Source organism: Pseudogulbenkiania sp. FW507-F1 (assembly GCF_058781125.1).
Window position 1 is genome coordinate 15226 of sequence record NZ_JBYSWM010000035.1, and the last position, 21420, is coordinate 36645.

Annotated in this window: 23 protein-coding genes; 16 read left to right on the forward strand and 7 right to left on the reverse strand. The window is 69.2% G+C overall.

Features of this window, described 5'->3' with window-relative positions:
- The first annotated feature begins 19 nt into the window (after window positions 1-19).
- The 3 genes from hutG to AC3WG5_RS17110 all read left to right on the forward strand — a co-directional run bounded on the left by hutG (window position 20) and on the right by AC3WG5_RS17110 (window position 2947).
- A complete protein-coding gene (gene hutG, locus AC3WG5_RS17100; RefSeq protein ID WP_492569786.1) occupies window positions 20-823 on the forward strand; it encodes an N-formylglutamate deformylase in 804 nt (267 codons plus the stop codon).
- A gap of 284 nt (window positions 824-1107) precedes the next feature.
- Window positions 1108-1887, forward strand: coding sequence for an AraC family transcriptional regulator (locus tag AC3WG5_RS17105; protein WP_492569788.1), 780 nt, complete (start codon window positions 1108-1110; stop codon window positions 1885-1887).
- Between the two features lie 97 nt (window positions 1888-1984).
- Window positions 1985-2947, forward strand: a complete 963-nt coding sequence (locus AC3WG5_RS17110; RefSeq protein WP_492569790.1) for a DMT family transporter — start codon at window positions 1985-1987, stop codon at window positions 2945-2947.
- Between the two features lie 132 nt (window positions 2948-3079).
- Here AC3WG5_RS17110 and AC3WG5_RS17115 read toward each other — a convergent pair whose 3' ends face one another.
- Window positions 3080-4006: a LysR substrate-binding domain-containing protein gene (locus AC3WG5_RS17115; RefSeq protein ID WP_014088575.1), complete on the reverse strand. Its 927-nt coding sequence runs from the start codon at window positions 4004-4006 to the stop codon at window positions 3080-3082.
- Between the two features lie 107 nt (window positions 4007-4113).
- On the opposite strand from AC3WG5_RS17115, the gene AC3WG5_RS17120 reads away from it, so the two are divergent.
- From AC3WG5_RS17120 to hisC, 3 genes are all read left to right on the forward strand, one after another.
- Window positions 4114-4722 carry an FMN-dependent NADH-azoreductase gene (locus AC3WG5_RS17120; protein WP_492569792.1) on the forward strand — a complete coding sequence of 203 codons (609 nt, stop codon included), beginning with the start codon at window positions 4114-4116 and terminating at the stop codon, window positions 4720-4722.
- 279 nt (window positions 4723-5001) lie between these two features.
- Window positions 5002-5364 carry a DnaJ family domain-containing protein gene (locus AC3WG5_RS17125; protein WP_014088573.1) on the forward strand — a complete coding sequence of 121 codons (363 nt, stop codon included), beginning with the start codon at window positions 5002-5004 and terminating at the stop codon, window positions 5362-5364.
- An 85-nt stretch (window positions 5365-5449) separates the two neighbouring features.
- Window positions 5450-6508 carry a histidinol-phosphate transaminase gene (gene hisC / locus AC3WG5_RS17130; RefSeq protein WP_492569794.1) on the forward strand — a complete coding sequence of 353 codons (1059 nt, stop codon included), beginning with the start codon at window positions 5450-5452 and terminating at the stop codon, window positions 6506-6508.
- Between the two features lie 142 nt (window positions 6509-6650).
- Here the strand turns inward: hisC and AC3WG5_RS17135 are convergent, their stop codons facing one another.
- Entirely contained in the window at window positions 6651-7565 is a 915-nt protein-coding gene (locus AC3WG5_RS17135; RefSeq protein ID WP_492569796.1) for a DMT family transporter, read from the reverse strand.
- 146 nt (window positions 7566-7711) lie between these two features.
- On the opposite strand from AC3WG5_RS17135, the gene AC3WG5_RS17140 reads away from it, so the two are divergent.
- Window positions 7712-8173, forward strand: a complete 462-nt coding sequence (locus tag AC3WG5_RS17140) for an Lrp/AsnC family transcriptional regulator (protein WP_041703637.1) — start codon at window positions 7712-7714, stop codon at window positions 8171-8173.
- A 241-nt stretch (window positions 8174-8414) separates the two neighbouring features.
- Here AC3WG5_RS17140 and hemF read toward each other — a convergent pair whose 3' ends face one another.
- Complete coding sequence (gene hemF / locus AC3WG5_RS17145) at window positions 8415-9323, reverse strand: oxygen-dependent coproporphyrinogen oxidase (RefSeq protein WP_492569798.1); 909 nt, start codon at window positions 9321-9323, stop codon at window positions 8415-8417.
- 68 nt (window positions 9324-9391) lie between these two features.
- Between hemF and AC3WG5_RS17150 the strand changes: the two genes are divergently transcribed.
- Window positions 9392-10009 (forward strand): glutathione S-transferase N-terminal domain-containing protein, encoded by a 618-nt coding sequence (locus AC3WG5_RS17150; protein ID WP_492569800.1) that lies wholly within the window; start codon window positions 9392-9394, stop codon window positions 10007-10009.
- A 267-nt stretch (window positions 10010-10276) separates the two neighbouring features.
- On the opposite strand, the gene AC3WG5_RS17155 is transcribed toward AC3WG5_RS17150, so the two are convergent.
- Entirely contained in the window at window positions 10277-11320 is a 1044-nt protein-coding gene (locus AC3WG5_RS17155) for a YeiH family protein (protein WP_294864112.1), read from the reverse strand.
- Window positions 11321-11432: 112 nt separating this feature from the next.
- Here AC3WG5_RS17155 and AC3WG5_RS17160 point away from each other — a divergent pair, with 112 nt between their 5' ends.
- The 8 genes from AC3WG5_RS17160 to AC3WG5_RS17195 all read left to right on the forward strand — a co-directional run bounded on the left by AC3WG5_RS17160 (window position 11433) and on the right by AC3WG5_RS17195 (window position 19308).
- Window positions 11433-12305, forward strand: coding sequence for a LysR family transcriptional regulator (locus AC3WG5_RS17160; protein ID WP_492569801.1), 873 nt, complete (start codon window positions 11433-11435; stop codon window positions 12303-12305).
- A gap of 205 nt (window positions 12306-12510) precedes the next feature.
- Window positions 12511-13566, forward strand: coding sequence for a homoserine dehydrogenase (locus tag AC3WG5_RS17165; protein WP_492569803.1), 1056 nt, complete (start codon window positions 12511-12513; stop codon window positions 13564-13566).
- Between the two features lie 2 nt (window positions 13567-13568).
- The gene (locus AC3WG5_RS17170; protein WP_492569804.1) at window positions 13569-14999 is read left to right on the forward strand and encodes an aldehyde dehydrogenase family protein; all 1431 of its coding nucleotides are present in this window, start codon (window positions 13569-13571) and stop codon (window positions 14997-14999) included.
- 53 nt (window positions 15000-15052) lie between these two features.
- Complete coding sequence (locus tag AC3WG5_RS17175; RefSeq protein WP_014088563.1) at window positions 15053-15841, forward strand: ABC transporter ATP-binding protein; 789 nt, start codon at window positions 15053-15055, stop codon at window positions 15839-15841.
- Between the two features lie 20 nt (window positions 15842-15861).
- Window positions 15862-16650 (forward strand): transporter substrate-binding domain-containing protein, encoded by a 789-nt coding sequence (locus AC3WG5_RS17180; RefSeq protein WP_492569806.1) that lies wholly within the window; start codon window positions 15862-15864, stop codon window positions 16648-16650.
- A gap of 55 nt (window positions 16651-16705) precedes the next feature.
- On the forward strand, window positions 16706-17374 hold the full coding sequence (locus AC3WG5_RS17185; RefSeq protein ID WP_294864107.1) for an ABC transporter permease subunit: 669 nt from the start codon (window positions 16706-16708) through the stop codon (window positions 17372-17374).
- Between the two features lie 11 nt (window positions 17375-17385).
- Entirely contained in the window at window positions 17386-18075 is a 690-nt protein-coding gene (locus AC3WG5_RS17190) for an ABC transporter permease (protein WP_482583957.1), read from the forward strand.
- A 63-nt stretch (window positions 18076-18138) separates the two neighbouring features.
- Window positions 18139-19308: a trans-sulfuration enzyme family protein gene (locus tag AC3WG5_RS17195; protein WP_492569808.1), complete on the forward strand. Its 1170-nt coding sequence runs from the start codon at window positions 18139-18141 to the stop codon at window positions 19306-19308.
- Window positions 19309-19360: 52 nt separating this feature from the next.
- On the opposite strand, the gene AC3WG5_RS17200 is transcribed toward AC3WG5_RS17195, so the two are convergent.
- The 3 genes from AC3WG5_RS17200 to AC3WG5_RS17210 all read right to left on the reverse strand — a co-directional run bounded on the left by AC3WG5_RS17200 (window position 19361) and on the right by AC3WG5_RS17210 (window position 21122).
- Window positions 19361-19816, reverse strand: coding sequence for an Lrp/AsnC family transcriptional regulator (locus AC3WG5_RS17200; protein ID WP_492569810.1), 456 nt, complete (start codon window positions 19814-19816; stop codon window positions 19361-19363).
- 72 nt (window positions 19817-19888) lie between these two features.
- Window positions 19889-20368: an Lrp/AsnC family transcriptional regulator gene (locus AC3WG5_RS17205; protein WP_492569812.1), complete on the reverse strand. Its 480-nt coding sequence runs from the start codon at window positions 20366-20368 to the stop codon at window positions 19889-19891.
- A 22-nt stretch (window positions 20369-20390) separates the two neighbouring features.
- Complete coding sequence (locus AC3WG5_RS17210) at window positions 20391-21122, reverse strand: hypothetical protein (RefSeq protein WP_492569814.1); 732 nt, start codon at window positions 21120-21122, stop codon at window positions 20391-20393.
- Window positions 21123-21420 lie beyond the last annotated feature (298 nt).

Below are 21420 nucleotides of genomic sequence, written 5' to 3' on the forward strand. Positions count from 1 at the left end.
TTGGGACGGAATTCGAATAATGGATACCCCGATCTACACCCTGCAGCGCGGCAGCGCGCCGCTCCTGATCTCGATGCCGCACGTCGGCACCGAGCTGCCGGCCGAACTCGCCGGGCGCCTGGCGCCGGTGGCGGCCGAGCTGGACGACACCGACTGGCACCTGCCGCGGCTGTACGACTTCGCCGCCGCGCTGGGCGCGTCGATCCTGATCCCGCGCTACTCGCGCTACGTCGTCGACCTCAACCGCCCGCCTGACAACGCCAACCTCTACCCGGGCCAGGACACCACCGGGCTGTGCCCGGTCGACACCTTCGCCAAGGTGCCGCTGTACCGCGCCGGCGAAGAGCCGGACAGCGTCGAGATCGAGCGCCGCGTCGAGTGCTACTGGCGCCCCTACCACCAGGCGCTGCAGGACGAGCTGGCACGCATCAAGGCCGAGCACGGCGTGGCGCTGTTGTGGGAGGCGCACTCGATCCGCTCCGAGGTGCCGCGCTTCTTCGAGGGCCGCCTGCCCGACTTCAACCTGGGCAGCGCCGGCGGCGCCTCGTGCGGCGCGGGCCTGGGCGAACGCCTGCTGGCGGTGGCGCAGGGTTTCCCGGCCTACAGCGCGGTGCTGAACGGCCGCTTCAAGGGCGGCTACATCACCCGCGCCTACGGCCAGCCGGGCGACGGTGTGCACGCCATCCAGCTCGAGCTGTCGCTCGCCACCTACATGGAAGAGCAGGCGCCGTACGCCTACGACGAGGCACGGGCGGCACGGGTGCAGCCGGTGCTGCGCGCGCTGCTGGCGAGCCTGTTGCAGTGGGCGGATCAGCCGGCCTGAGCACCTGTGAATCAATCGGCCGCGCGTCCCTGATCGGGGCGCATGCGCTGCCCTGTACGGGCGAGTTCCGGTGGAGATTCGCTCGGACTTGATCTTCATGTACGCCCTGTCCATTGCGGTTGCTGCGCTGCTCTTTTCCCCGCCGAGGGCAGCGTGCGGCGAGTTGTTTCACCCGCGCTGACGCCTTGGCCGCGGCGGCCACGTTCCTGATGCCGTCGCGGTTCTCCTCGGCGCGCTTGTCAGGCAGACTAGCGTCTATCCGCCATCGCTACGCCGTTCGCCTGATGAATCCCTCGCTGTCCGTCCGCCATTACCTGCCCGAAACGCAGGCCCACAGCCACGACCACGCCCAGCTGGTGTTCGGGCTGGACGGCGCGTTGCAGGTGGACGTGGAAGGACGCGCCGGGCGCATCGCGGCGCAACAGCTGGCGGTGATCCCCTCTGCCTGCCGTCACGCCTTCGCCGGCGACGGCGCCAGCTCCTGCCTGGTGCTGGACGTTCCGTGCGATGCCGAGGCGCTGGCGCGGCTGCTGGGCAGCGGCGCCGACGCCGCGCGCCGCCTGCTCGACACCCCGGGAACGCGGGCGCTGACGCCGGCGCTGGGGGCGCTGGTGAGCGGGCTGGCGGCCTTGCCGTCGCTCGACGACCAGGCCGTCGGCCACCACGGCGCCGCCCTGCTGCTGGCCGGGCTGGCCCAGCCCCAGCCGGCGCTGGCCTTGCCGGGCCTGCCGCTGGCCAGGCTCGACGCCTTCATCGACCGCCATTGCGCCCATCCGCTGCAGGTGCGCGACCTGGCCGAGCAGGCGGGGCTGGCGCCGTCGCGCTTCCACGAACGCTTCCTCGCCGAGACCGGGCTGCGCCCGATGGAGTACGTGCGCCGGCGCCGCCTGCGGTTGGCGCGCCTGCTGCTTATCACCACCGCGCTGCCGGTGGGCGAGGTGGCGGCGCGCACCGGCTACGCCTCGCAGAGCGCCTTCACCAGCGCGCTGGTGCGCGAGTACGGCGAGACCCCGAGCACGCTGCGCCGTGCGGCGCGGGCGGAGTCGCGCGCCAAGCCGGCGTAGCCCCACGACAGATTTTTTTTCTTTCCTTCACTACACTGCCGGACGTAATGGGGCCGGGTGCGTTCGCGCGCCGGCCCGCAACGGACCAATGGGAGTGATGGTGATTCAAGGTGTGCTGTACGGCCTCGCGGCCGGCGCCCTGTGGGGCATGGTGTTTCTGGCGCCACGCGCGCTGTCGGCGTTCTCGCCGCTGGAGCTGGCCTCGTGCCGCTACCTGAGCTACGGCGTGGTGTCGTGGCTGATGTTGTGGCCGGTGTGGCGCACCATGCGCGGGAAACTGCAGCGCGAGGACTGGCTGGCGCTGCTGCGCCTCTCGCTGATCGGCAACATCATCTATTACGTGCTGTTGATCAGCGCGGTGCAACTGGTCGGCATCGCGCCGACCTCGCTCATCATCGGCGTGCTGCCGGTGCTGACCACCTTGATCGGCAGCCGCGAGCACGGCGCCTTGCGCCTCTCCGCGCTGGTCTGGCCGCTGGCGCTGATCATGGCAGGGGTGGCGGCGATCAACCTCGACGTGTTCCTCTACGCGCCGGACCCGGCCCACGGCGGCGCCGGCTGGCTGGTCAAGCTCGGCGGTCTCGCCTGCGCCGTCGCCGCCCTGGTGTCGTGGACCTGGTACGCGGTGGCCAATGCGCGCTACCTGCGCCGCCACCCGCGCTTCAACAGCCACGAGTGGTCGTTGCTGACGGGGGTGTGCACCGGCGCGCTGGCGCTGCTGCTGGCGTTGCCGGCGGGCTGGCTGGCGTTGTCGGTGCCGGCGTCGCCCGGGCGCGACTGGGGGCTGTTCGCTGGCATCACGGTGGCGGTGGCGCTGGGGGCCTCGGTGCTCGGCACCGGCTTCTGGAACGCCGCCAGCCGCCGCCTGCCGCTCACCCTGAGCGGCCAGCTGATCGTGTTCGAGACGCTGTTCGCGCTGTTCTACGGCTTCCTCTACGAGTCGCGCTGGCCGCGTCCGTTCGAGGGCCTGGCGATGCTGCTGCTGTTGGGCGGGGTGCTGTGGTCGTCGTGGCTGCACCTGCAGCCGGCGGAGCCCCTGGCCGACGAGATGCCGGTGTGAGCGCTTGTGAATAAATCGGCTGCGCGCCCCGATCCCGGTCCTGTGATGCTCGCCGTACCACTTGTACGGCTGTGCTTCTCGGATCGGCCTAGGGGCGCTCGCGGCGATTTCTTTCGCAAGCGCCGACCTGGCTCAGCCCAAGCGGTCGTAGCCCGGATGGCCGGGCGGCACCAGTTCGGCGGCGAGGAAGTCGATGAAGGCGCGCACCGCCGGCACCAGCCCGCGCCGGCTCGGGAACACCGCGTGCAGGATGCCGCCGGGGATGATGTAGTCCGGCAGCAGCCTTACCAGCCGGCCCGCCGCGAGGGCGGCATGGCACAGCTGCACCGGCAGTTGCGCCACGCCCAGCCCGGCTTCGGCGGCCTCGGTCAGCACCATCAGGTCGTCGGTGATCAGGCGCGGCTGCTCGATCTGCACGCTGTAGTCGTGGCCGACCGCGTCGAGCAGGGCGAGATGGCCGCGCCCGTCCGGCCAGTTCATCGACAGCGCCGGCAGCCGCGCCACCTCGGCCGGGCTCGCCGGGGTGCCGTATTGCTGCAGTAGCGCCGGGCTTGCCACCAGCACCTGGCGTGCGATGCCTAGGCGGCGCGCCACCAGGCTGGCGCTGTCCTCGATCACGCTGCGCACCCGGATCGCCACGTCGATGCCGTCTTCGATCAGGTCGACGCGGCGGTTGGTCGCCTCCAAGAGCAGCCGCACCTGCGGGTGCTGCTGCATGAAACGCGGCAGCAGCGGGCCCAGCTCGGTCTTGGCCAGCAGCTCCGGACAGCTCACCCGGATCAGGCCGCGTGCCTCGGCGGTGACGCGCGAGACGCTCTCTTCGGCGGCGTCGGCTTCGGCCAACATGGCCTGGCAGTGGTCGTAGAAACTGGCGCCGACCTCGGTCAGCGCCAGCTTGCGCGTAGTGCGCTGCAGCAGGCGCACCCCGAGCTGTTCCTCCAGCCCGGCCACGCGCCGCGACAGGCGCGACTTGGGAATCCCCAGCACGCGGGAGGCGGCGTTGAAGCCGCCGTGTTCGACTACCTTGGCGAAGAACAGCAGATCGTTGAGATCGCGCATGGCGATTGTCCTATAGGTGGAACAATGCTTCTTATTTTAGCCGTCTAGTGGCGATTGGCGATAAAACCTACCATGCACCTGTACCCACTTTTTACAGGAGCACCACCATGAAACTGCTTCACCTCGATTCCAGCATCCTCGCCGGCAACTCCGTTTCGCGTCAGCTGACCGCTGCCCTGGTCGACAACGTGCGTCGCCAGCACCCGGCCATCGAAGTCAGCTACCGTGACCTGGCTGGTACCTCGATCGCCCACCTGTCCGGCGAGATCATCGGCGCCAACTTCACCCCGGAAGCCGACTGGAACGCCACCCAGCGCACCGAGAAGGCGCTGTCGGAAGAGCTGATCGCCGAGTTCCTGGCCGCCGACGTGATCGTGATCGGCGCACCGATGTACAACTTCTCGATCCCGTCGCAGCTCAAGGCCTGGATCGACCGCGTTGCCGTGGCCGGCCGCACCTTCAAGTACGGCGAGAATGGCCCGGTCGGTCTCGCCGGCGGCAAGAAGGTGCTGATCGCCTCCAGCCGCGGCGGTGTCTACTCCACCGAACAGGGTCGCCTGATGGACTTCCAGGAAGACTACCTGAAGACCGTGCTGGGCTTCCTCGGCATCACCGACATCGAGTTCGTGCGTGCCGAAGCGGTCAACATGGGCGACGACAAGCGCGCTACCGCGATTCATGCGGCGAAGTCGGCGATTGCTTCCATCGCCGTGTAACCCATCCCATTAGGCGGCTGTGCCTGTGCATCTTGAGCGCCGGCAGTACTGCGTGCCAATCTTCGATTGGCTCAGCGATCAGGAATCCTCATGGACTCTGTGTCCATTCCGGTTCCTGCGCGCTGGCGGCGCTCAACCTGCTTTGGCTCGCTCGCCGACTGGGACAGGTTCTCTTGTTTGCTATTGTTGGCAAGATCACCAAAGGGGCTTCGGCCCCTTTTCTCATGCTGTCTTCCCGCCCCTGTCCGCGCTAGCATTCAGGGGAGAGGAGGGCGTGGCATGGACATCCTGGCGCTGATCGGGGAACAAAGGTTGGCCGAAGCGGCGGAGAAGGGCGAGCTGAGCCACCTGGCCGGCGAGGGGCAGCCGCTACCGGAGGACGACATCAGCCCGCTGGTGCCGCCAGAGCAGCGTATGGCCTGGCGCATCCTGAAGAACGCCGGCTACCTGCCGCCGGAGCTGGCGGCGCGGCGCGAGGCGGTGGAACTGGCGCTGACGCTGGACGGCGCCGAGGGCGAGGTGCTCGCGCGTGGCCTGAAGCGCCTGGCGCTGCTCAACCAGCGCCTGAGCGACGCCGGCTTGCCGACCGTGAGCGCGGACGGCGCCTACGGCGCCAAGCTCTTGCGCCGGCTAGAGCGCTGACGGGACGAACGGCGCTGCCGCAGCGGCCCGCCGTTTGTTACGATGGAGGTTTGCTAGCCATCCATCCCGTCATCCCGGACCCGCCATGAGTCAATACTGGAGTGCCACCGTTTCCCGCCTGACGCCGTACACCCCCGGCGAACAGCCGCAGCACCAGCGCCTGATCAAGCTCAACACCAACGAAAACCCCTACCCGCCGTCGCCGCGCGCCATCGAGGCGATGGGGCGCGAGCTGGGCGCGTCGCTGCGCCTCTATCCCAACCCGGACGCCACGCCGCTCAAGGCCGCGATCGCGCGCCGCCACGGCCTGACCCCGGCCCACGTGTTCGTCGGCAACGGTTCGGACGAGGTGCTGGCGCACGCCTTCTGCGCGCTGCTCAAGCACGAGCTGCCGATCCTGTTCCCGGACATCAGCTACAGCTTCTACCCGACCTACTGCAAGCTCTACGACGTCGACTACCGCACCGTGCCGCTGGCCGACGACTTCAGCCTGCGGATCGACGACTATCGGGTGCCGTGCGGCGGCATCGTCTTCCCCAACCCCAACGCTCCGACCGGCCGCCTGCTGGCGCTGGACGCGATCGAAACGCTGCTGGCGGCGCAGCCGCAGCGCGTGGTGGTGGTGGACGAGGCCTACATCGACTTCGGCGGCGACAGCGCCATTTCGCTGGTGGAGCGCCATCCCAACCTGCTGGTGGTGCAGACCTTGTCCAAGTCGCGCTCGCTGGCCGGCTTGCGCGTCGGCTTCGCGGTGGGGCACCCGGCGCTGATCGACGCGCTGGAGCGGGTCAAGAACAGCTTCAACTCCTACCCGCTCGACCGCATGGCGATCGTCGGCGCCACCGCCGCGATCGAGGACGAGGACCATTTCGACCGCACGCGCCGCGCCGTGATGGCGAGCCGCGAGGCGCTGACCGCCGGCCTGGCAGCGCTCGGCTTCGAGGTGCTGCCGTCGGCCGCCAACTTCGTGTTCGCGCGCCACCCCGACCACGACGCCGCCACCCTGGCCGCCGCGCTGCGCAGCGAGGGCATCATCGTGCGCCACTTCAACGCGCCGCGCATCGCGCAGTTCCTGCGCATCACCGTCGGCACCGATGCCGAGTGCCAGGCGCTGCTGGAATCGCTGCGCGCCAAGCTGGGCTGAGGCCGTCGTCCTTCGCTGCCGCCGGACAGCAGCATGGCCGCCGTCGCGTGAGCGAGGGCGGCCATGTCTTTTCCGGGCGACCTAACTCCAACTTGCGCCGATCGGTTCGACCGGGGCTAGGAAGCCGCGGCAGAGCCGGGACTCAACGCCGCGGCGGCAGCGGCCGGCTGGCGCCGACCACGCCCGCCACGATCAGCGCCATGCCGAGCAGCGAGCCCGCGCCCGGCATTTCGCCGAACAGCGGCAGCGCCAGCAGCGAGGCCAGTACCGGGGTCAGCGCGCCGGCCGCGGCGGCGGTGTCGGCACCGAGGCGCGAGATGGCGATGGCGTAGCACAGCGTCGAGACCAGCCCCACCCCCAGCCCCTGGATCAGCCCCTGCAGCGCCAGCTGGCTCGCCGGGAGGGTCAGCAGCCCGAGCGGGGGATGCAGCAGCAGCCACGGCAGCAGTAGCGCCAGCGAGCCGGTCGAGATCAGCGCCGCGCCTTCCAGCGGCGACAGCCCGGAGCGGCGCAGCGCCAGCGTGTAGTTGGCCCACATCAGGCTGCCCAGCAGGAACAGCGCATAACCCCGGCCCAGTTCGCCCTGGCCGTGGTTGAGCGTCATCAGCACCAGCACCCCGGCGCCGATCAGCAGCAAGGCCGGCAGGCGCGCCGTCGGCGGGCGCTGGCGGTACAGCAGCGCGCCCAGCACGGCGACCAGCAGCGGCAGGGTGCCGGGAATCAGCGTGCTGCCGTCGGCCACCGGGGCGTGGCGCATGCCGAGGCCGGCGATCAGGAAGTAGGGCAGGCCGGCGCCCACCAGGATCGACGCCAGCAGCGGCCACGGCACCGCCGCGATGCGGCGCCAGCGCCGCACCAGCAGCGGCAGGAAGCCGAGCCCGGCCGGGGCGAAGCGGATCAGCGCCAGCTCCTCGGGGCGCAGCTGGGCGCGCGCGCCGGCACGCAGCGACACGAAGAAGCTGGACCAGATCAGCACGGTCACCGCCAGCGCGGCGAGGCCGGCGACGAGGCCGGGGCGCGGAGCGGCGGCGGGCAGGGCGAGGGTGGCGGCGGACATGGCACGGCTCCGGAAGGGGGATAAGCCGATTATCGGCGCGCCAGCGGAGGGTTATCCGGCAATGTGCGACAAGGTTGGCGTTTTTATTGGTGGAAGTCGGCGTAAAAACGCTATAGTTGGTCGATTCGACCAATGGGGACATGGCCATGGACCGCATCGACCGGCAACTGCTGGAACTGCTGCAACGCGAGGGGCGCCTCAGCACCGCCGAACTGGCCGAGCGCGTGGCGCTGTCGCCGACCCCGGTGGCGCGTCGGCTCAAGCGGCTGGAGGAGGACGGCATCATCAGCGGCTACCGCGCGGTGCTGGACCGCCGCCGCCTCAAGCTCGCCACCACGGTGTTCGTCAGCGTGCGCCTGATGCACCATCGCGAGGACGCCTCGCGCCTGTTCGAGGAGGCGCTGTCGCTGATGGACGAGGTGATCAGCTGCCACGTGGTGTCGGGCGCCTACGATTACCTGTTGGAAGTGGTGGTGCCGGACCTGCCGGGCTACGAGCGCGTGGTGCGCAAGCTGCAGACGCTCAGCATGGTGCAGGACATGACCAGCAACTTCGCCATCCGCCCGGTCAAGACCGGCGCGCCGCTGCCGCTCGACGCGCTGGAGTGAGAGCGAGGCGAAAGGTTGGGCGAAGCACGGCCAACACTGGATTCGGCAGAGGGAACGGGATTGTCGGGTGACTGAAGCGCAGCGCCAGCCATCGCCCGATGGGTGAGATCATCCGATGGAGTAGGGTTACTGCGGTTGCGTACCGTCAGGGCAGAGTCCGCTTGCAGCCAGGTTGTCGGATGGGTCAGCGCAACCCATCCCCCCGGTGCGCTGGACGCGCGCCGCCATCCTGCCTGCCGTATTACAGCCAGTCGCGCGCCGGCAAAAACTTCTCGTACAGCTCCGCTTCGGGCGAGCCCGGTTCGGGCTGGTAGCCGTATTCCCAGCGCACCAGCGGCGGCATCGACATCAGGATCGACTCGGTGCGCCCGCCCGACTGCAGGCCGAACAGCGTGCCGCGGTCCCACACTAGGTTGAACTCGACGTAGCGCCCGCGCCGGTAGAGCTGGAACTGGCGCTCGCGCTCGCCCCACGGCGTGTCCTTGCGCCGCGCCACGATCGGCAGGTAGGCGTCGAGGTAGCCGTTGCCCACCGCCTGCAGGAAGGCGAAGCTCTGCTCGAAGCCCCAGGCGTTGAGGTCGTCGAAGAACAGGCCGCCGACGCCGCGCGCCTCGTGGCGGTGCTTGAGGAAGAAATACTCGTCGCACCAGCGCTTGTAGTTGGGGTAGACCTCGGCGCCGAACGGCTGGCACAGGTCGTGCGCCACGTGGTGCCAGTGGCGCGCATCCTCCTCGAAGCCGTAGAACGGCGTCAGGTCGAAGCCGCCGCCGAACCACCACACCGGCGCCTCGCCCTCCTTCTCGGCGATGAAGAAGCGCACGTTGGCGTGGCTGGTGGGGACGTAGGGGTTCTCCGGATGCACCACCAGCGACACGCCCATCGCCTCCCAGCGCCGTCCCGCCAGCTCCGGACGGTGCGCAGTGGCCGAGGGCGGCAGGGTGTCGCCGGTGACGTGCGAGAAGTTGACGCCGGCCTGCTCGAACACCGCGCCGCCGGTCAGCACGCGGCTCCTGCCGCCGCCGCCCTGCTCGCGCTGCCAGCTGTCCTCGACGAACGACGCGCCGCCGTCGGCCGTTTGCAGCGCGGCGCAGATGCGGTCCTGCAGGTCGGTGAGGAAGGCGTGCACCACCGTAGAGGAAAAGTGACTCATTCGCGGTATCCTAGCGTGATCGTTAGCGCGGCATTGTAACCGACAGCGCCGCCCGGCAAGGAGCATTCATGATCACGTTGTATACCTGGGGCACGCCCAATGGAAGAAAAGTCTCGATCCTGCTCGAAGAGCTGGGTCTGGGCTACCGGGTGGAGCCGATCGACATCGGCCAGGGCGACCAGTTCTCGCCGGCCTTCCTGGCGGTCAACCCCAACGGCAAGATCCCGGCCATCGTCGACAGCAACGGCCCGGAAGGCGGTCCGATCACCGTGTTCGAGTCCGGCGCCATCATGATCTACCTGGCGGAGAAGCACGGCCGCTTCCTGCCCGCCTCGGGCTTTGCGCGCTACCAGGCGTTGCAGTGGCTGATGTTCCAGATGGGTGGCTTCGGCCCGATGCTGGGGCAGACCCACCACTTCCTGTGCTACGCCCCGGAAAAGGTGCCGTACGCCATGGAGCGCTACCACAAGGAAACCCAGCGCCTGTACGGCGTGCTGGACGCCCGGCTGGGCGAAACCCCTTACGTCGCGGGCGACTACAGCATCGCCGACATGGCGCTCTACCCCTGGGCGGCGCGCCACGAGTGGCACGACATCGATCTTTCCGCCTATCCCCACGTCGAGCGCTGGTACCACGAGATCGGGGCGCGGCCGGCGGTGATACGCGGCATGGCGGTGCCGGGCTGAGAGCCACGAACAAAACCCTCTTGGCGTTGTTGCGCGGCCTTGCCGTACTACTTGTACTGTCTGCGGCCGCGCGCCTAGCCAAGACCGCTACGCTGGGTTTTGTTCGCGGCTCTAGGCTTATCCCATTAGGCGGCTGCGCTTTCGTATCTTGGGTGCGAAGGATGGGTGGAGGCCCCCTTCCTTCGCGACGCTTCGCTTGCCTCGCTCAGTCAGTGCCGTAACCCATCGGTGATGGGTTACGCTGCGCGTCACCCATCCTCCCGTTGTTCACTTCAGCAACACACCCACCCCGGCGTTCACCAGCGCGCCGCCGACGATCAGCCAGCCGCACAGGCAGGCCGCCAGCCCGAGCGGGGCGAGGCCGGCACGGCGGATCGCCGACACCTGGGTGTGCAGTCCCAGCGCGCCCATCGCTGCCGCCAGCAGCAGGGTATCGAGCTGCAGCAGCCCGGCGCGCCAGGCCGGCGGCAGCCAGCCCAGGGAGTTGACGCCGGCCAGCACGACGAAACCCAGTGCAAACCACGGAATGGTGAGGCGACGCGCGTTGTCGCCGCTGGCGCCGCGTTCGCGCCGTGCCTGGAACGCCGACAGCAGCAGCAGGAACGGCGCCAGCATCATCACCCGCATCATCTTGGCGATCACCGCCACCTCGGCCGCCTGCTCGCTCACCGCGCGCCCGGCCGCCACCACCTGCGCCACCTCGTGCAGCGTCGAGCCGGCGAACAGTCCGAAATGCCGGCTATCCAGGCCGTGCAGTCCGGCCGCCTGGGCCAGCGCATAGAGCCCGGGGTAGAGGAACATGCCCAGCGTGCCGAACACCACCACGGTGGCCACCGCCACCGCCACCTTCTCGGCCCCGCCGCGCGCCACCGGCTCGGTGGCCAGCACCGCCGCCGCACCGCAGATGGCGCTGCCGGCGCCGATCAGCATGGCGCTGTCGCGCTCCAGCCCGAACCAGCGCGGCCCGAGCCAGCACGCCAGCAGGAAGGTGCTGGAGAGCATCACGACGTCGATCAGGACGCCGGCCGGGCCGACCGCGGCGATGTCCTGCAGCGTCAGGCGCAGCCCGAACAGCACGATGCCTAGGCGCAACAGGCGCTGCTTGGCGAGCTGCACGCCGCTGTCGCAGCGCGGCGCCAGCATCGGGTAGACGCTGTTGCCCAGGGCGATGCCGCCGACGATGGCGAGCGTCAGCGCCGACAGGCCGAGCTTTTGCAGTGCCGGGAGGGTAGCCAGGAGTAGTGCCGCTGTCGCCAGCAGCAGGGTCAGTGCCAGGCCGGGCAGCGTCTTTCGGATGTATGGAATAAACATATCGTCAAATGGAATAAGTGGGGGTGACGCCACGATAGCGCTCGGCCATTCAGTGGTAAAACGGATAAAATTACTGATATCAATTAGTAAAACCGATTAATAAGGCCTGACCATGACGCTCAAACTCACCCTGCGCGAACTGGCGGTGTTCGTCGCCGTGGCGGACTGCGCCACCGTGACGCGCGCCGCCGATACCCTGGCGATGACCCAGTCGGCCGCCAGCCAGGCGCTGGCATCGCTGGAGAGCGGGCTGGCGGCGGCGCTGTTCGACCGCGTCGGCCGGCGCCTGCTGCTCAACGAGCACGGCCGGCTGCTGCTGCCGCGGGCGCGCGCCCTGCTCGACCAGGCGCAGGAGCTGCAGGGGCTGTTCAGCGGCGGCGCCATCGACCTGCGCCTGGGCGCCAGCACCACGGTGGCCAATTACCTGCTGCCGGAGCGCATCGCCGCGTTCCGCCTGGCCCACCCGCAGGCGCGGGTCGAGCTGGAGGTGGCCAATACCCGCGACATCGTCGAGGCGGTGGCGGCGTTCCGCGTCGACGCCGGCTTCATCGAGGGGCCGTGCCACCATCCCGAGCTGGTGGTGACGCCGTGGCTGGACGACGAGCTGGTGCCGTTCTGCGCCGCCGCGCACCCGCTGGCGGGGCGAGAGCTGACGCTGGAGGAGCTGGCGGCGGCGCCGTGGCTGCTGCGCGAGCCCGGTTCCGGCACGCGCGAGGAGGTGGAGCGGCTGCTGTTGGCGCAGCTGGGCCGCGTCAACCTGGTGATGGAGCTGGGCAACTCAGAGGCGCTCAAGCGCGCGGTGGCGGCCGGGCTCGGCGTGAGCTGCCTGTCGCGGCGCGTGATCGACGACCTGCTGCAGGGCGGCAGCGTGGTCGAGCTCGCCACCGCGCTGCCGCGCCTGATGCGCCGCTTCCATCGCATCGTGCACCGCGACAAGACCCTCACCCAGGGCCTCAGCCAGTTCCTTGACATGGCGGGCGACTGAGCCCCCGCTTCGGCCAACCTTCGCACTCCCCGGGCTGTCCCGCACGGGTCATTCCGCCCGGTTGCGGCGCCGACCTGACAGAGTGTTAGGCCGGCTTGTCGCTTTGCCTGGAAAACCCCGTTAAATCAGCCGATTAGCAAGCTGTGCGCGAGCGTTCGGATGCCTAGAATTTCCCTGCGGTTCCACTAACTCGACGGGGAAAACCATGCAATTGAATCTGGCATTAATCGGCTACGGCGGCGTCAACCAGGGACTGGTCGACGTGCTCCGGCAGAAGGGGGCGCGGCTGCAACGGCAGTACGGCCTGGAACTCAAGGTGGTGGCGGTGACCGACCTGCGCGGCGGCCTGGTGTGGAACCGCGGCGGGCTGGATCTGGCTGCGCTGGCTGCGGTGCCGGCCAACGGCTTCTCGTTTAGCGAGCTGGCCGGCAGCGACGGCGGCTACCACACTGACCTCACCCTGGAGCGTACGCTCGAGCTGCTGGCTGCCGACTTCATCGACGTGGTGGTGGAAGCCACCTTCACTGACCCCGCCAGCGGCGAGCCGGCGCTGACGCACTGCAAGGCCGCGTTGTCGCACGGCAAGCACGTCGTCACCACCAACAAAGGTCCCATTGCGCTGGCGCTCTCCACGCTGCAGCAGCTCGCCGAGTCCGGCCGCGCTCGCCTCAAGTACGAAGGCGCGGTGATGAGCGGCACCCCGGTGCTGCGCCAGCTCTCCACCACGCTGCGCGGCTGCGACTTCAACGGTTTCGCCGGCATCCTCAACGGCACCTCCAACTTCGTGCTGGGCCAGGTCGAGCAGGGTCGGTCGATGGCCGAGGCGATCCGCGAGGCGCAACGGCTGGGCTACGCCGAGGCCAACCCGGCGGCCGACATCGAAGGCCACGACGTGCAGCTCAAGGTCACCATCCTCGCCAACGCGCTGTGGGACGCCCGCCTGCAGCCGGGCGACGTGCCGTGCCGGGGCATCACCCAGCTATCCGAGGACGACATCCGCGCCGCGCGCGCCGAAGGCGGCGCCTGGAAACTGATCGGCCAGGCCACGCGCCAGGCCGCCAGCGTCGCGCCGCAGCGCCTGCCCGCCGGCCATCCCTTGCTGGCCGCCACCGGCGCCACCAACGCCATCGCCTTCGACACCGACCTCTTGGGTCGGGTGACGATCAGCGGCCCGGGTGCCGGCCGCGTCGAAACCGCCTTCGCCATCCTGTCCGACCTGATCGAGCTCGCCGACGAGCTCGCCATCCCGCACAAGGAGTGACCATGGACCGCGCAGAACCCCCGATCATGGCCGCCGCGCGTCAGCCGGCGCTGGCGGTGTACGCCAAGTTCGACGGCGCGCCGCTGGGCGAGGTGGCGCTCACCCCGGCCGAGGCCGCCGACGCCATCGTGGCACGCGCCGAAGCCGGGCGCCACGCCGCGCGCGCACTGCCGCGCCACGAGCGTGCCCGCCTGCTCGGCGCCGTGGCCGACGAGGTCGAACAGCACGCCGAGGAATTCGCCCGAACCATCGCGCTGGAAGCCGGCAAGGTGATGCGCCAGGCGCGCAAGGAAGTGGCGCGCTGCGTCAACACCCTGCGCCTGTCGGCGGAGGAGGCCAAGCGCTTGGCCGGTGAAATCATCCCGTTCAGCGCCTACCCCGGTTCGGAGAACCGCAGCGGTCATTACACGTTGGAGCCGCTCGGCGTGATTCTCGCCATCACCCCGTTCAACGACCCGCTCAACCTGGTGGCGCACAAGCTCGGCCCGGCGCTGGCCGCCGGCAACGCGGTGATCCTCAAGCCGTCGAAACTGGCGCCGCTGTCGGCGCAACGGCTGGTCGAGGCGTTCTGGCGCGCCGGCTTGCCGCGCCAGGCGCTGCAGATCGTGCACGGCGAGCGCGCGCTGCTGGAGCGCCTGGTGGCCGACCGCCGCATCCGCATGATCTCGTTCACCGGCGGCCCGGAAACCGGCGAGGCCATCACGCGCCAGGCCGGGCTGAAGAAGATGGCGATGGACCTCGGCGGCAACGCCCCGGTCATCGTCACTGCCGACGCCGACCTCGACGACGCCGTGGCGAGCTGCGTCTCCGGCGCGTTCTGGGCCGCCGGGCAGAACTGCATCGGCACCCAGCGCATCCTGGTCGCCGCCGCGATCTACCCGCCGTTCGTGGAGCGCTTCGCGCTCGCCACCGGACGCCTGCGCGTCGGCAACCCGCTCGACGAGGAGGCCGACATGGGGCCGATGATCAGCGAGGCCGAGGCGCGGCGCATCGAGGGCTGGGTCGAGGAGGCGATCGGGCAGGGCGCGCGCGTGCTCACCGGGCACCGCCGCGACGGCGCGCTGTACGCCCCCACGGTGCTGCTCGACGTGCCGCGCACGGCGCGCGTGTGGCGCGACGAGGTGTTCGCCCCGGTGGTGTCGATCGTGCCGTTCTCCGACCTCGACCAGGCGGTGGCGCTCGCCAACGACTCGGAAAGCAGCCTGCACGCCGGGGTGTTCAGCCGCGATCTCGACACCGCGCTGACGTTGGCCGAAGCGCTCGAGGCCGGCGGCGTGATGATCAACGACTCCTCCGACTACCGCTTCGACGGCATGCCGTTCGGCGGCGCCAAGTACGGCAGCCTGGGGCGCGAAGGGGTGCGCTTCGCGGTGCACGAGATGTCGCAGCCCAAGGTGTTCTGCCTGCGCCGCCAGCCGGCGCCCCGTTCCTGAACCCGCGCCGCGCCGCCACCCTCCGGCGGTGCGGCATCCACAAGGAGTACGCGATGAGCGACGGCAACAGCCGCGAGGTGCTGCGGGTCGAGGACCTGCACAAATCCTTCGGCGGCATCGAAATCCTCAAGGGCATCACGCTGGCGGCCAAGCCGCACGACGTGATCAGCATCCTGGGCAGCAGCGGCTCCGGGAAGAGCACCTTCCTGCGCTGCATCAACTTCCTGGAAACCCCGGACTGCGGCCGCATCAGCGTCAACGGCGAGCAGATCCGCCTGCGCCAGGACGGCAAGCGCGGCGCCTTCGTCGCCGAGGACCCGGCGCAGATCGTCAAGATGCGCCGCAAGCTGGCGATGGTGTTCCAGCAGTTCAACCTGTGGGCGCACATGACGGTGCTGCAGAACGTGATGTTCGCGCCGATGCGCGTGCTGAAGATCGACAAGAAGGACGCCGAGCTCACCGCGCTGGCGATGCTGGAGAAGGTCGGCCTGGCGGAAAAGCGCCACCACTACCCGAGCCAGCTCTCCGGCGGCCAGCAGCAGCGCGTCGCCATCGCCCGCGCGCTGGCCATGGAGCCCGACGTGATGCTGTTCGACGAGCCGACCTCGGCACTCGACCCGGAGCTGGTGGGCGAGGTGCTGAAGGTGATGCGCGCGCTGGCCGAGGACGGCCGCACCATGCTGGTGGTCACGCACGAGATGGGTTTCGCGCGCGAAGTGGCGAGCCGCGTGGTGTTCCTGCATCAGGGCCGGGTGGAGGAGGACGGCCCGCCGCACGAGGTGTTCACCAGCCAGAAGTCGCCTCGTTTCCAGAAGTTCCTGTCCAGCATGTCCAACAAGTAAAACATCCGGAGAAATAGACCATGAAACGTATCGTTCAAGCCTTGCTCGTCGGCGCCGCCGTCGCCACTTCCAGCGCCTACGCCGAGGACGTCGTCCGCATCGGCACGCTGGCCGATTACGCCCCGTTCGAATACCGCGACCCGAGCGGCCAGCTCAAGGGCATGGAGATCGAACTGGGCCAGCAGATGTGCCAGCACATGCGGGTCAAGTGCCAGTGGGTGACCATGGACTTCGACGCGCTGATCCCGGCGCTCAAGGCGCACAAGATCGACGCCGCGCTGGCGCAGATGTCGGTCAACCCGGAGCGCCTCAAGACCGTCGACTTCAGCCGCATCTTCACCATCGCCCCGGTGCAGTACGTCGCCAAGGGGCTCACCGGCATCAGCGACAACCCGGCCTCGCTGCGCGGCAAGACGGTGGGGGTGCAAAGCGGCTCGATCCACGAGAGCTACCTCAAGACGCGCCTGCCCAGCGCCAGCTCGGGCATCGAGATGAAGGTCTACCAGGGCCTCGACCAGGCCTGGCTCGACCTGCAGGCCGGCCGCATCCAGGCGGTGCTGGCGGACAGCACGGTGGGGCTCGACTGGATCACCAAGGAGGGCCGCAAGGGCGGCTTCGTGCTGGTCGGCAAGCCGGTAGCCGACCCGGAAATCTTCGGCGAGGGCACCGCGGTGGCGGTGCGCAAGGGCGACGCCAGGTTGAAGGCGCGCTTCGACCAGGCCATCGCCACGGTGCTCGGCAACGGCAGCTTCGCCGCGGTCAACAAGCAGTACTTCCCGTTCAGCATCGCCCCCGTGGCGGCCAAGTAAGGCCCGGGCCGGCGCCCGCGCGCCGGCCTTTTCTTCCACCACGAGGAACACAACCATGAACGATCTGGCCGACTACGCCAACCAGCTCCTGGCCGGGGCGCTGGTGACCATCGAGCTGGCGCTGACGTCGCTGCTGTTCGGGCTGCTGCTGGGCCTGGCGGCGGCGTGGGCCAAGCTGGCGCCAAGCCCCTGGCTGCGCCACCCGGTGACCTTGCTCAGCAACGTGCTGCGCGGCATCCCGGAGTTCCTGATCATCCTGATCTTCTACTTCGGCCTCTCCAACTTCCTCGCCGACCATTTCGACGGCGCCATCGAGATCAGCCCCTTCTTCGGCGGCGTGTTCGCGTTGTCGATCATCTTCGCGGCGTACTCGTCCGAGGTGTTCCGCGGCGCCTTTCTCGAGGTCGGCCGCGGCCAGCTCGAGGCCGGCCAGGCGTACGGGCTCAACCGCCTCCAGCTGTTCTGCTTCATCCGCCTGCCGCTGGCGTGGCGCACCGCGCTGCCCAGCCTCAACAACATGTGGCAGTCGCTGCTCAAGGACACCTCGCTGATCTCGGTGGTGGGGCTGGAGGACATGCTGCGCAAGGCGCAGATCGGGGCGCAGTACACCAAGCAGCCGTTCCTGTTCTACGCCGCGGTGGCGCTGGTCTACCTGCTGCTGCTGGCCGCCTCCAACCCGCTGTTCGGGGCGCTGGAAAAATCCGCCAACAAGGGCTTCCGCTGAGGAGAACGACGATGCTTTACGACTACCTGGGATTCGCGTTCGAGCACGGACAGGAACTGCTGGACGGGCTGTGGATCACGCTCAAGCTGCTGGCGCTGTCCTCGCTGGGGGGCTTTTTGCTGGCGCTACCGCTGGCGGTGGCCAGGGTGTCGCCGAACCGCACCCTGGCGGCGCTGGCGCGCGGCTACTCGGCGCTGTTTCGCGGCACCCCGCTGTTGGTGCAGATCTTCATCCTCTACTACGGCTTCAGCCAGTTCGAGGCGGTGCGCAACTCGCCGGCGTGGTTCGTGCTGGCCGACGCCTTCAACTGCGCGCTGCTGGCGCTGACGCTGAATATCGCCGCCTATATGGCGGAAGACCTGCGCGCCGGTATCATCGGGGTCCCGCACGGCGAGAAGGAGGCGGCGCTGGCCTACGGCATGGGCCGTTGCGGCAGCTACCTCCACATCATCCTGCCGCGCGCCATCGGCATCGCCGCCCCGGCGCTCGGCAACGAAGTGGTGTCGCAGCTCAAGGCCAGCGCCCTGGCCAGCGTGATCACGGTACTGGAGATGACCGGCGTGGCGCGGCGCTTCTCGGCGCAGAGCTACAGCACCGATCCGCTGATCGTGGCCGGCCTGCTCTACGTCGCGGTCACGCTGCTGCTCTCGCTGCTGGCGAGGTTGGCCGAACGCAGGATCAATTGCCATCAGCCGCGCTGAGCTGATGGCACTCGCCGCCGTCCGGCAAGGGGCCGGACGCGGCGCATAACGGAGAAAGAGAACATGGCATACAGGCCCGAAACCCTGGTGGTGCACGCCGACTACGACGTCACCGACGACAAGACCGTGGCACCGTCCATCCATTATTCCGCCACCTTCAAGGCGGCCGACGCCGCCGAGTTCGCGGAAATGTCGGAAGTCCCGCAGCACCCGCGCAACTACACCCGCTACGGCAACCCGGTGCACGAGCGTGTGAAGAAGATCATGGCCGAGCTGGAAGGCACCGAAACCGCGCTGGTTACCGCCTCGGGCATGGGCGCGGTGGCGGCCACGCTGCTCACCTTCGTCGGGGCCGGCGACCACGTCATCGGCCAGACCAGCCACTACATGAGCACCACGCGCCTCATGGACGAGATGCTGCGCCGGTTCGGCGTCGAGGTGACTTTCGTCGAGCAGGGCGACCCGGAGGCGTTCCGCCGCGCCATCCGTCCCAACACCAAGTTCATCATGCTGGAGACGCCGGCCAACCCGCTGCTGACGCTGACCGACTTGGCCGCGATCACCGCCATCGCGCGCGAGCACGGCGTGCTCACCATCGCCGACAACACCTTCGCCACCCCGCTCAACCAGCGCCCGCACGACCTCGGCGTCGACATCGTGCTGCACAGCGCCACCAAGTACCTGGGCGGCCACCACGACCTCACCGCCGGGGTGATCTGCTGCAGCCACGAACAGGCCGAGCGCATCTGGAAGACGCACATCACGCTGGGCTCGGTGCTGTCGCCGATGGACGCCTGGCTGCTGCTGCGCGGGCTGCGCACGCTGCCGATGCGCATCGAGCGCATCAACGCCAACGCCCAGGCGCTGGCCGAGACGCTGGAAGCCCACCCCAAGATCGAATCGGTGCTCTACCCGGGGCTCGCCAGCCACCCGCAGCACGAGCTGGCGCGCCGCCAGATGAAAGGCGGCAGCGGCATCGTGGCGTTCTCGGTGCAGGGCGGCTACGCCGAGGCCGAGCGCTTCGTGTCGCTGCTCGAACTGCCGCTCAACGCCGCCAGCCTGGGCGGGGTCGATTCGCTGGTGATCCACACCGCGGCGATGTGGGCCGGCACCATGACGCCGGAGCAGATGGCGGCCTCGGGCATTCCGCTCAACGCCCTCCGCTACGCGGTCGGCGTGGAGCACATCGACGACATCAAGGCCGACGTGCTGCAGGCGCTGGAACGGCTGTAACGGCGGAACGGGAGGGGGCCGGGGCCTGGCGCCCCGGCCTCGTCAGGGGGGATCAGGGGTGCCGGCGGTCGACCACGGACGACAGCACAAAGTGCGTCTTGGTGTTTTCCACCCCGGGCAGGCTGGAAATGACCGACCAGATCTCGTTGATGCGCTCGTGCGAGCGCGCCTCCACCGTCAGCAGCAGGTCGATGTCCCCGCTCAGCACCGCGCAGTAGGTCACCTCGGGGATCGCCGCGATGGCGCGCGTGACGTCGCTGCCGCGCATGCGGTCCTTGCGGTAGACCTGTATCACCGCCGGCACCAGGGTCTCGCTGCCGTGCGGGCGCTGCTGGCGGATGGTGTAGGCCGCGATCACGCCGTGCGCCTCCAGGCGGTCGATGCGCTGGCGCGTGGCCTGGCGCGACAATCCCACCTTCAGCGCCAGCGTCGACACCGGGGTGCGCGCGTCGCGCGACAGTTCGTTGAGAATCTTGCGGTCGATGGTGTCGAGGTCGTTATCGTGCATGGTCTCTCCCTCCGGGCGGGTGGCGCCGGGTCAAGGGCTGGGCAGGAATGAGGGTGCCGGGCGCGGCGCGGGCTAGCCTTCCGCGCCCTCGAGCGGCACGAACAGGCTGGTTTTCAGGGTATTCAGCACCACGTTGGTGGTGATGCGCCGGATCATCGGGTTGCCCTTCATCACCTCGGCGGTGAGCCGGTCGTAGCTCTCCACGTCCCGCGTGGTGATGATGGCGATCAGGTCCGCCGAGCCGGTCACGTAGTAAATCTGCTGGATCGCGTCGACGTGGCGCGCCCACTCGCGAAACCGCGCCACCGTGTCGTAGTTGTCGCGCTCGATTTCCAGCGCCGCGATGAAGGTCATGGGGCGGCCGACCACGGCCTGGTCCAGCACCGCGATCTCCGCCGCGATGATCTTGTCGCTGCGCAGCCGTTTCAGGCGCTTTTGCACGGCAGAGGTCGACAGCCCCAGTTGCGCGGCGATCGCCTCGGCCTTGAGCGAGCAGTCGCGCTGCACCAGCACCAGAATCTTGCGGTCGAAGGCGTCGAGAGTAGCGGGCATGGCGAAGTCCAATCCAGCGGGGTTACAGGTAGAACGGATGCGCGGGGCTCACCCCGGCGCACGCTCTGACCTGATCGAGCGCCGCCATCAGCGCATCCCGCGCCTCCGCTGCGGAACCCGCGAAGCGCACCGGGGGTAGCGCCAGAGTATCGATTTCGTGCGGCAGGCGATAGGGCCGCTCGTTGCCGAACTCGCCCTTGGCGATAAGCGCCGTGCCCCGCATGCCGAGCAGGCTCAGGCACAGATAGCCCGGAGCGCCCGACCGCAGCGCCTGCCACAGCGGGGCGTACACCGTGTCGAGTTGCCGCAGCAGCGGGATTTCGTACGAGCCCGGCCACCAGACGCGGGGCTCGCTCGACCACAGCCCGCAGGGCAGGGCCGCCACGATTTCCACGGCACCGTCACTCCCCACGTCGGCGTAGGCGCCGACCCGGCCCGCGCGGTCGCGCGCCGAGCAAACCAGCGGGGCGGCGGCCTCGTCGCGCCAGCCCTGCAGCGGCACGTTGAGCGGCCGCAGCGCCGCCAGCCAGGGCCGCGCCGCCGCGAGTTGTTCATGGCTCGGTGCCGGCGCCTCGGCGACCAGCAGGCAGACCCATTTCGGGCCGGCCGCCATCGGAGCCAGCGTGGCCCCGCCGGCCAGTGCGGCCAGGCGTTGCTCGACGCGCCGGGAAAGGACAAACGGCAGTTCGGACATAGCTCCTCCTTCGTCATGCAGCCACGGCTCGGCTCGCGTTCCACCGCGTCTCGGTGCCACGAGGCGGAACGCCGCGACGCCGCTGTTGCGCTCCATTTTGCCGTGGCGATACGTCTGCCAGACATCGAATAAGCGACTGAAATCGATGAAATGCCGCGCAATATCGGTAAATTAGTCCGCCATGCCGCGCAAAAACGCACGGCGGGCTACGGCGCGCGTTATCGCGCCAAGCGACGGGTTCAGACTGGTGGCGACAGGAGCGTCCCGGCTCGCGTTGCGAGCGCCGCAATGGCTGATCGTCCGGGGCATAGCGCAGCGTCGGCGCGGTGACGGCGGGGAGTCGGGGGGCGAGGAGGAG

Bases quoted from the DNA above. Each gene is read 5' to 3' on its own strand.
- hutG (WP_492569786.1), top strand. From the start codon at position 20: ATGGATACCCCGATCTACACCCTGCAGCGCGGCAGCGCGCCGCTCCTG.
- AC3WG5_RS17105 (WP_492569788.1), top strand. From the start codon at position 1,108: ATGAATCCCTCGCTGTCCGTCCGCCATTACCTGCCCGAAACGCAGGCC.
- AC3WG5_RS17110 (WP_492569790.1), top strand. From the start codon at position 1,985: ATGGTGATTCAAGGTGTGCTGTACGGCCTCGCGGCCGGCGCCCTGTGG.
- AC3WG5_RS17115 (WP_014088575.1), bottom strand. From the start codon at position 4,006: ATGCGCGATCTCAACGATCTGCTGTTCTTCGCCAAGGTAGTCGAACAC.
- AC3WG5_RS17120 (WP_492569792.1), top strand. From the start codon at position 4,114: ATGAAACTGCTTCACCTCGATTCCAGCATCCTCGCCGGCAACTCCGTT.
- AC3WG5_RS17125 (WP_014088573.1), top strand. From the start codon at position 5,002: ATGGACATCCTGGCGCTGATCGGGGAACAAAGGTTGGCCGAAGCGGCG.
- hisC (WP_492569794.1), top strand. From the start codon at position 5,450: ATGAGTCAATACTGGAGTGCCACCGTTTCCCGCCTGACGCCGTACACC.
- AC3WG5_RS17135 (WP_492569796.1), bottom strand. From the start codon at position 7,565: ATGTCCGCCGCCACCCTCGCCCTGCCCGCCGCCGCTCCGCGCCCCGGC.
- AC3WG5_RS17140 (WP_041703637.1), top strand. From the start codon at position 7,712: ATGGACCGCATCGACCGGCAACTGCTGGAACTGCTGCAACGCGAGGGG.
- hemF (WP_492569798.1), bottom strand. From the start codon at position 9,323: ATGAGTCACTTTTCCTCTACGGTGGTGCACGCCTTCCTCACCGACCTG.
- AC3WG5_RS17150 (WP_492569800.1), top strand. From the start codon at position 9,392: ATGATCACGTTGTATACCTGGGGCACGCCCAATGGAAGAAAAGTCTCG.
- AC3WG5_RS17155 (WP_294864112.1), bottom strand. From the start codon at position 11,320: ATGTTTATTCCATACATCCGAAAGACGCTGCCCGGCCTGGCACTGACC.
- AC3WG5_RS17160 (WP_492569801.1), top strand. From the start codon at position 11,433: ATGACGCTCAAACTCACCCTGCGCGAACTGGCGGTGTTCGTCGCCGTG.
- AC3WG5_RS17165 (WP_492569803.1), top strand. From the start codon at position 12,511: ATGCAATTGAATCTGGCATTAATCGGCTACGGCGGCGTCAACCAGGGA.
- AC3WG5_RS17170 (WP_492569804.1), top strand. From the start codon at position 13,569: ATGGACCGCGCAGAACCCCCGATCATGGCCGCCGCGCGTCAGCCGGCG.
- AC3WG5_RS17175 (WP_014088563.1), top strand. From the start codon at position 15,053: ATGAGCGACGGCAACAGCCGCGAGGTGCTGCGGGTCGAGGACCTGCAC.
- AC3WG5_RS17180 (WP_492569806.1), top strand. From the start codon at position 15,862: ATGAAACGTATCGTTCAAGCCTTGCTCGTCGGCGCCGCCGTCGCCACT.
- AC3WG5_RS17185 (WP_294864107.1), top strand. From the start codon at position 16,706: ATGAACGATCTGGCCGACTACGCCAACCAGCTCCTGGCCGGGGCGCTG.
- AC3WG5_RS17190 (WP_482583957.1), top strand. From the start codon at position 17,386: ATGCTTTACGACTACCTGGGATTCGCGTTCGAGCACGGACAGGAACTG.
- AC3WG5_RS17195 (WP_492569808.1), top strand. From the start codon at position 18,139: ATGGCATACAGGCCCGAAACCCTGGTGGTGCACGCCGACTACGACGTC.
- AC3WG5_RS17200 (WP_492569810.1), bottom strand. From the start codon at position 19,816: ATGCACGATAACGACCTCGACACCATCGACCGCAAGATTCTCAACGAA.
- AC3WG5_RS17205 (WP_492569812.1), bottom strand. From the start codon at position 20,368: ATGCCCGCTACTCTCGACGCCTTCGACCGCAAGATTCTGGTGCTGGTG.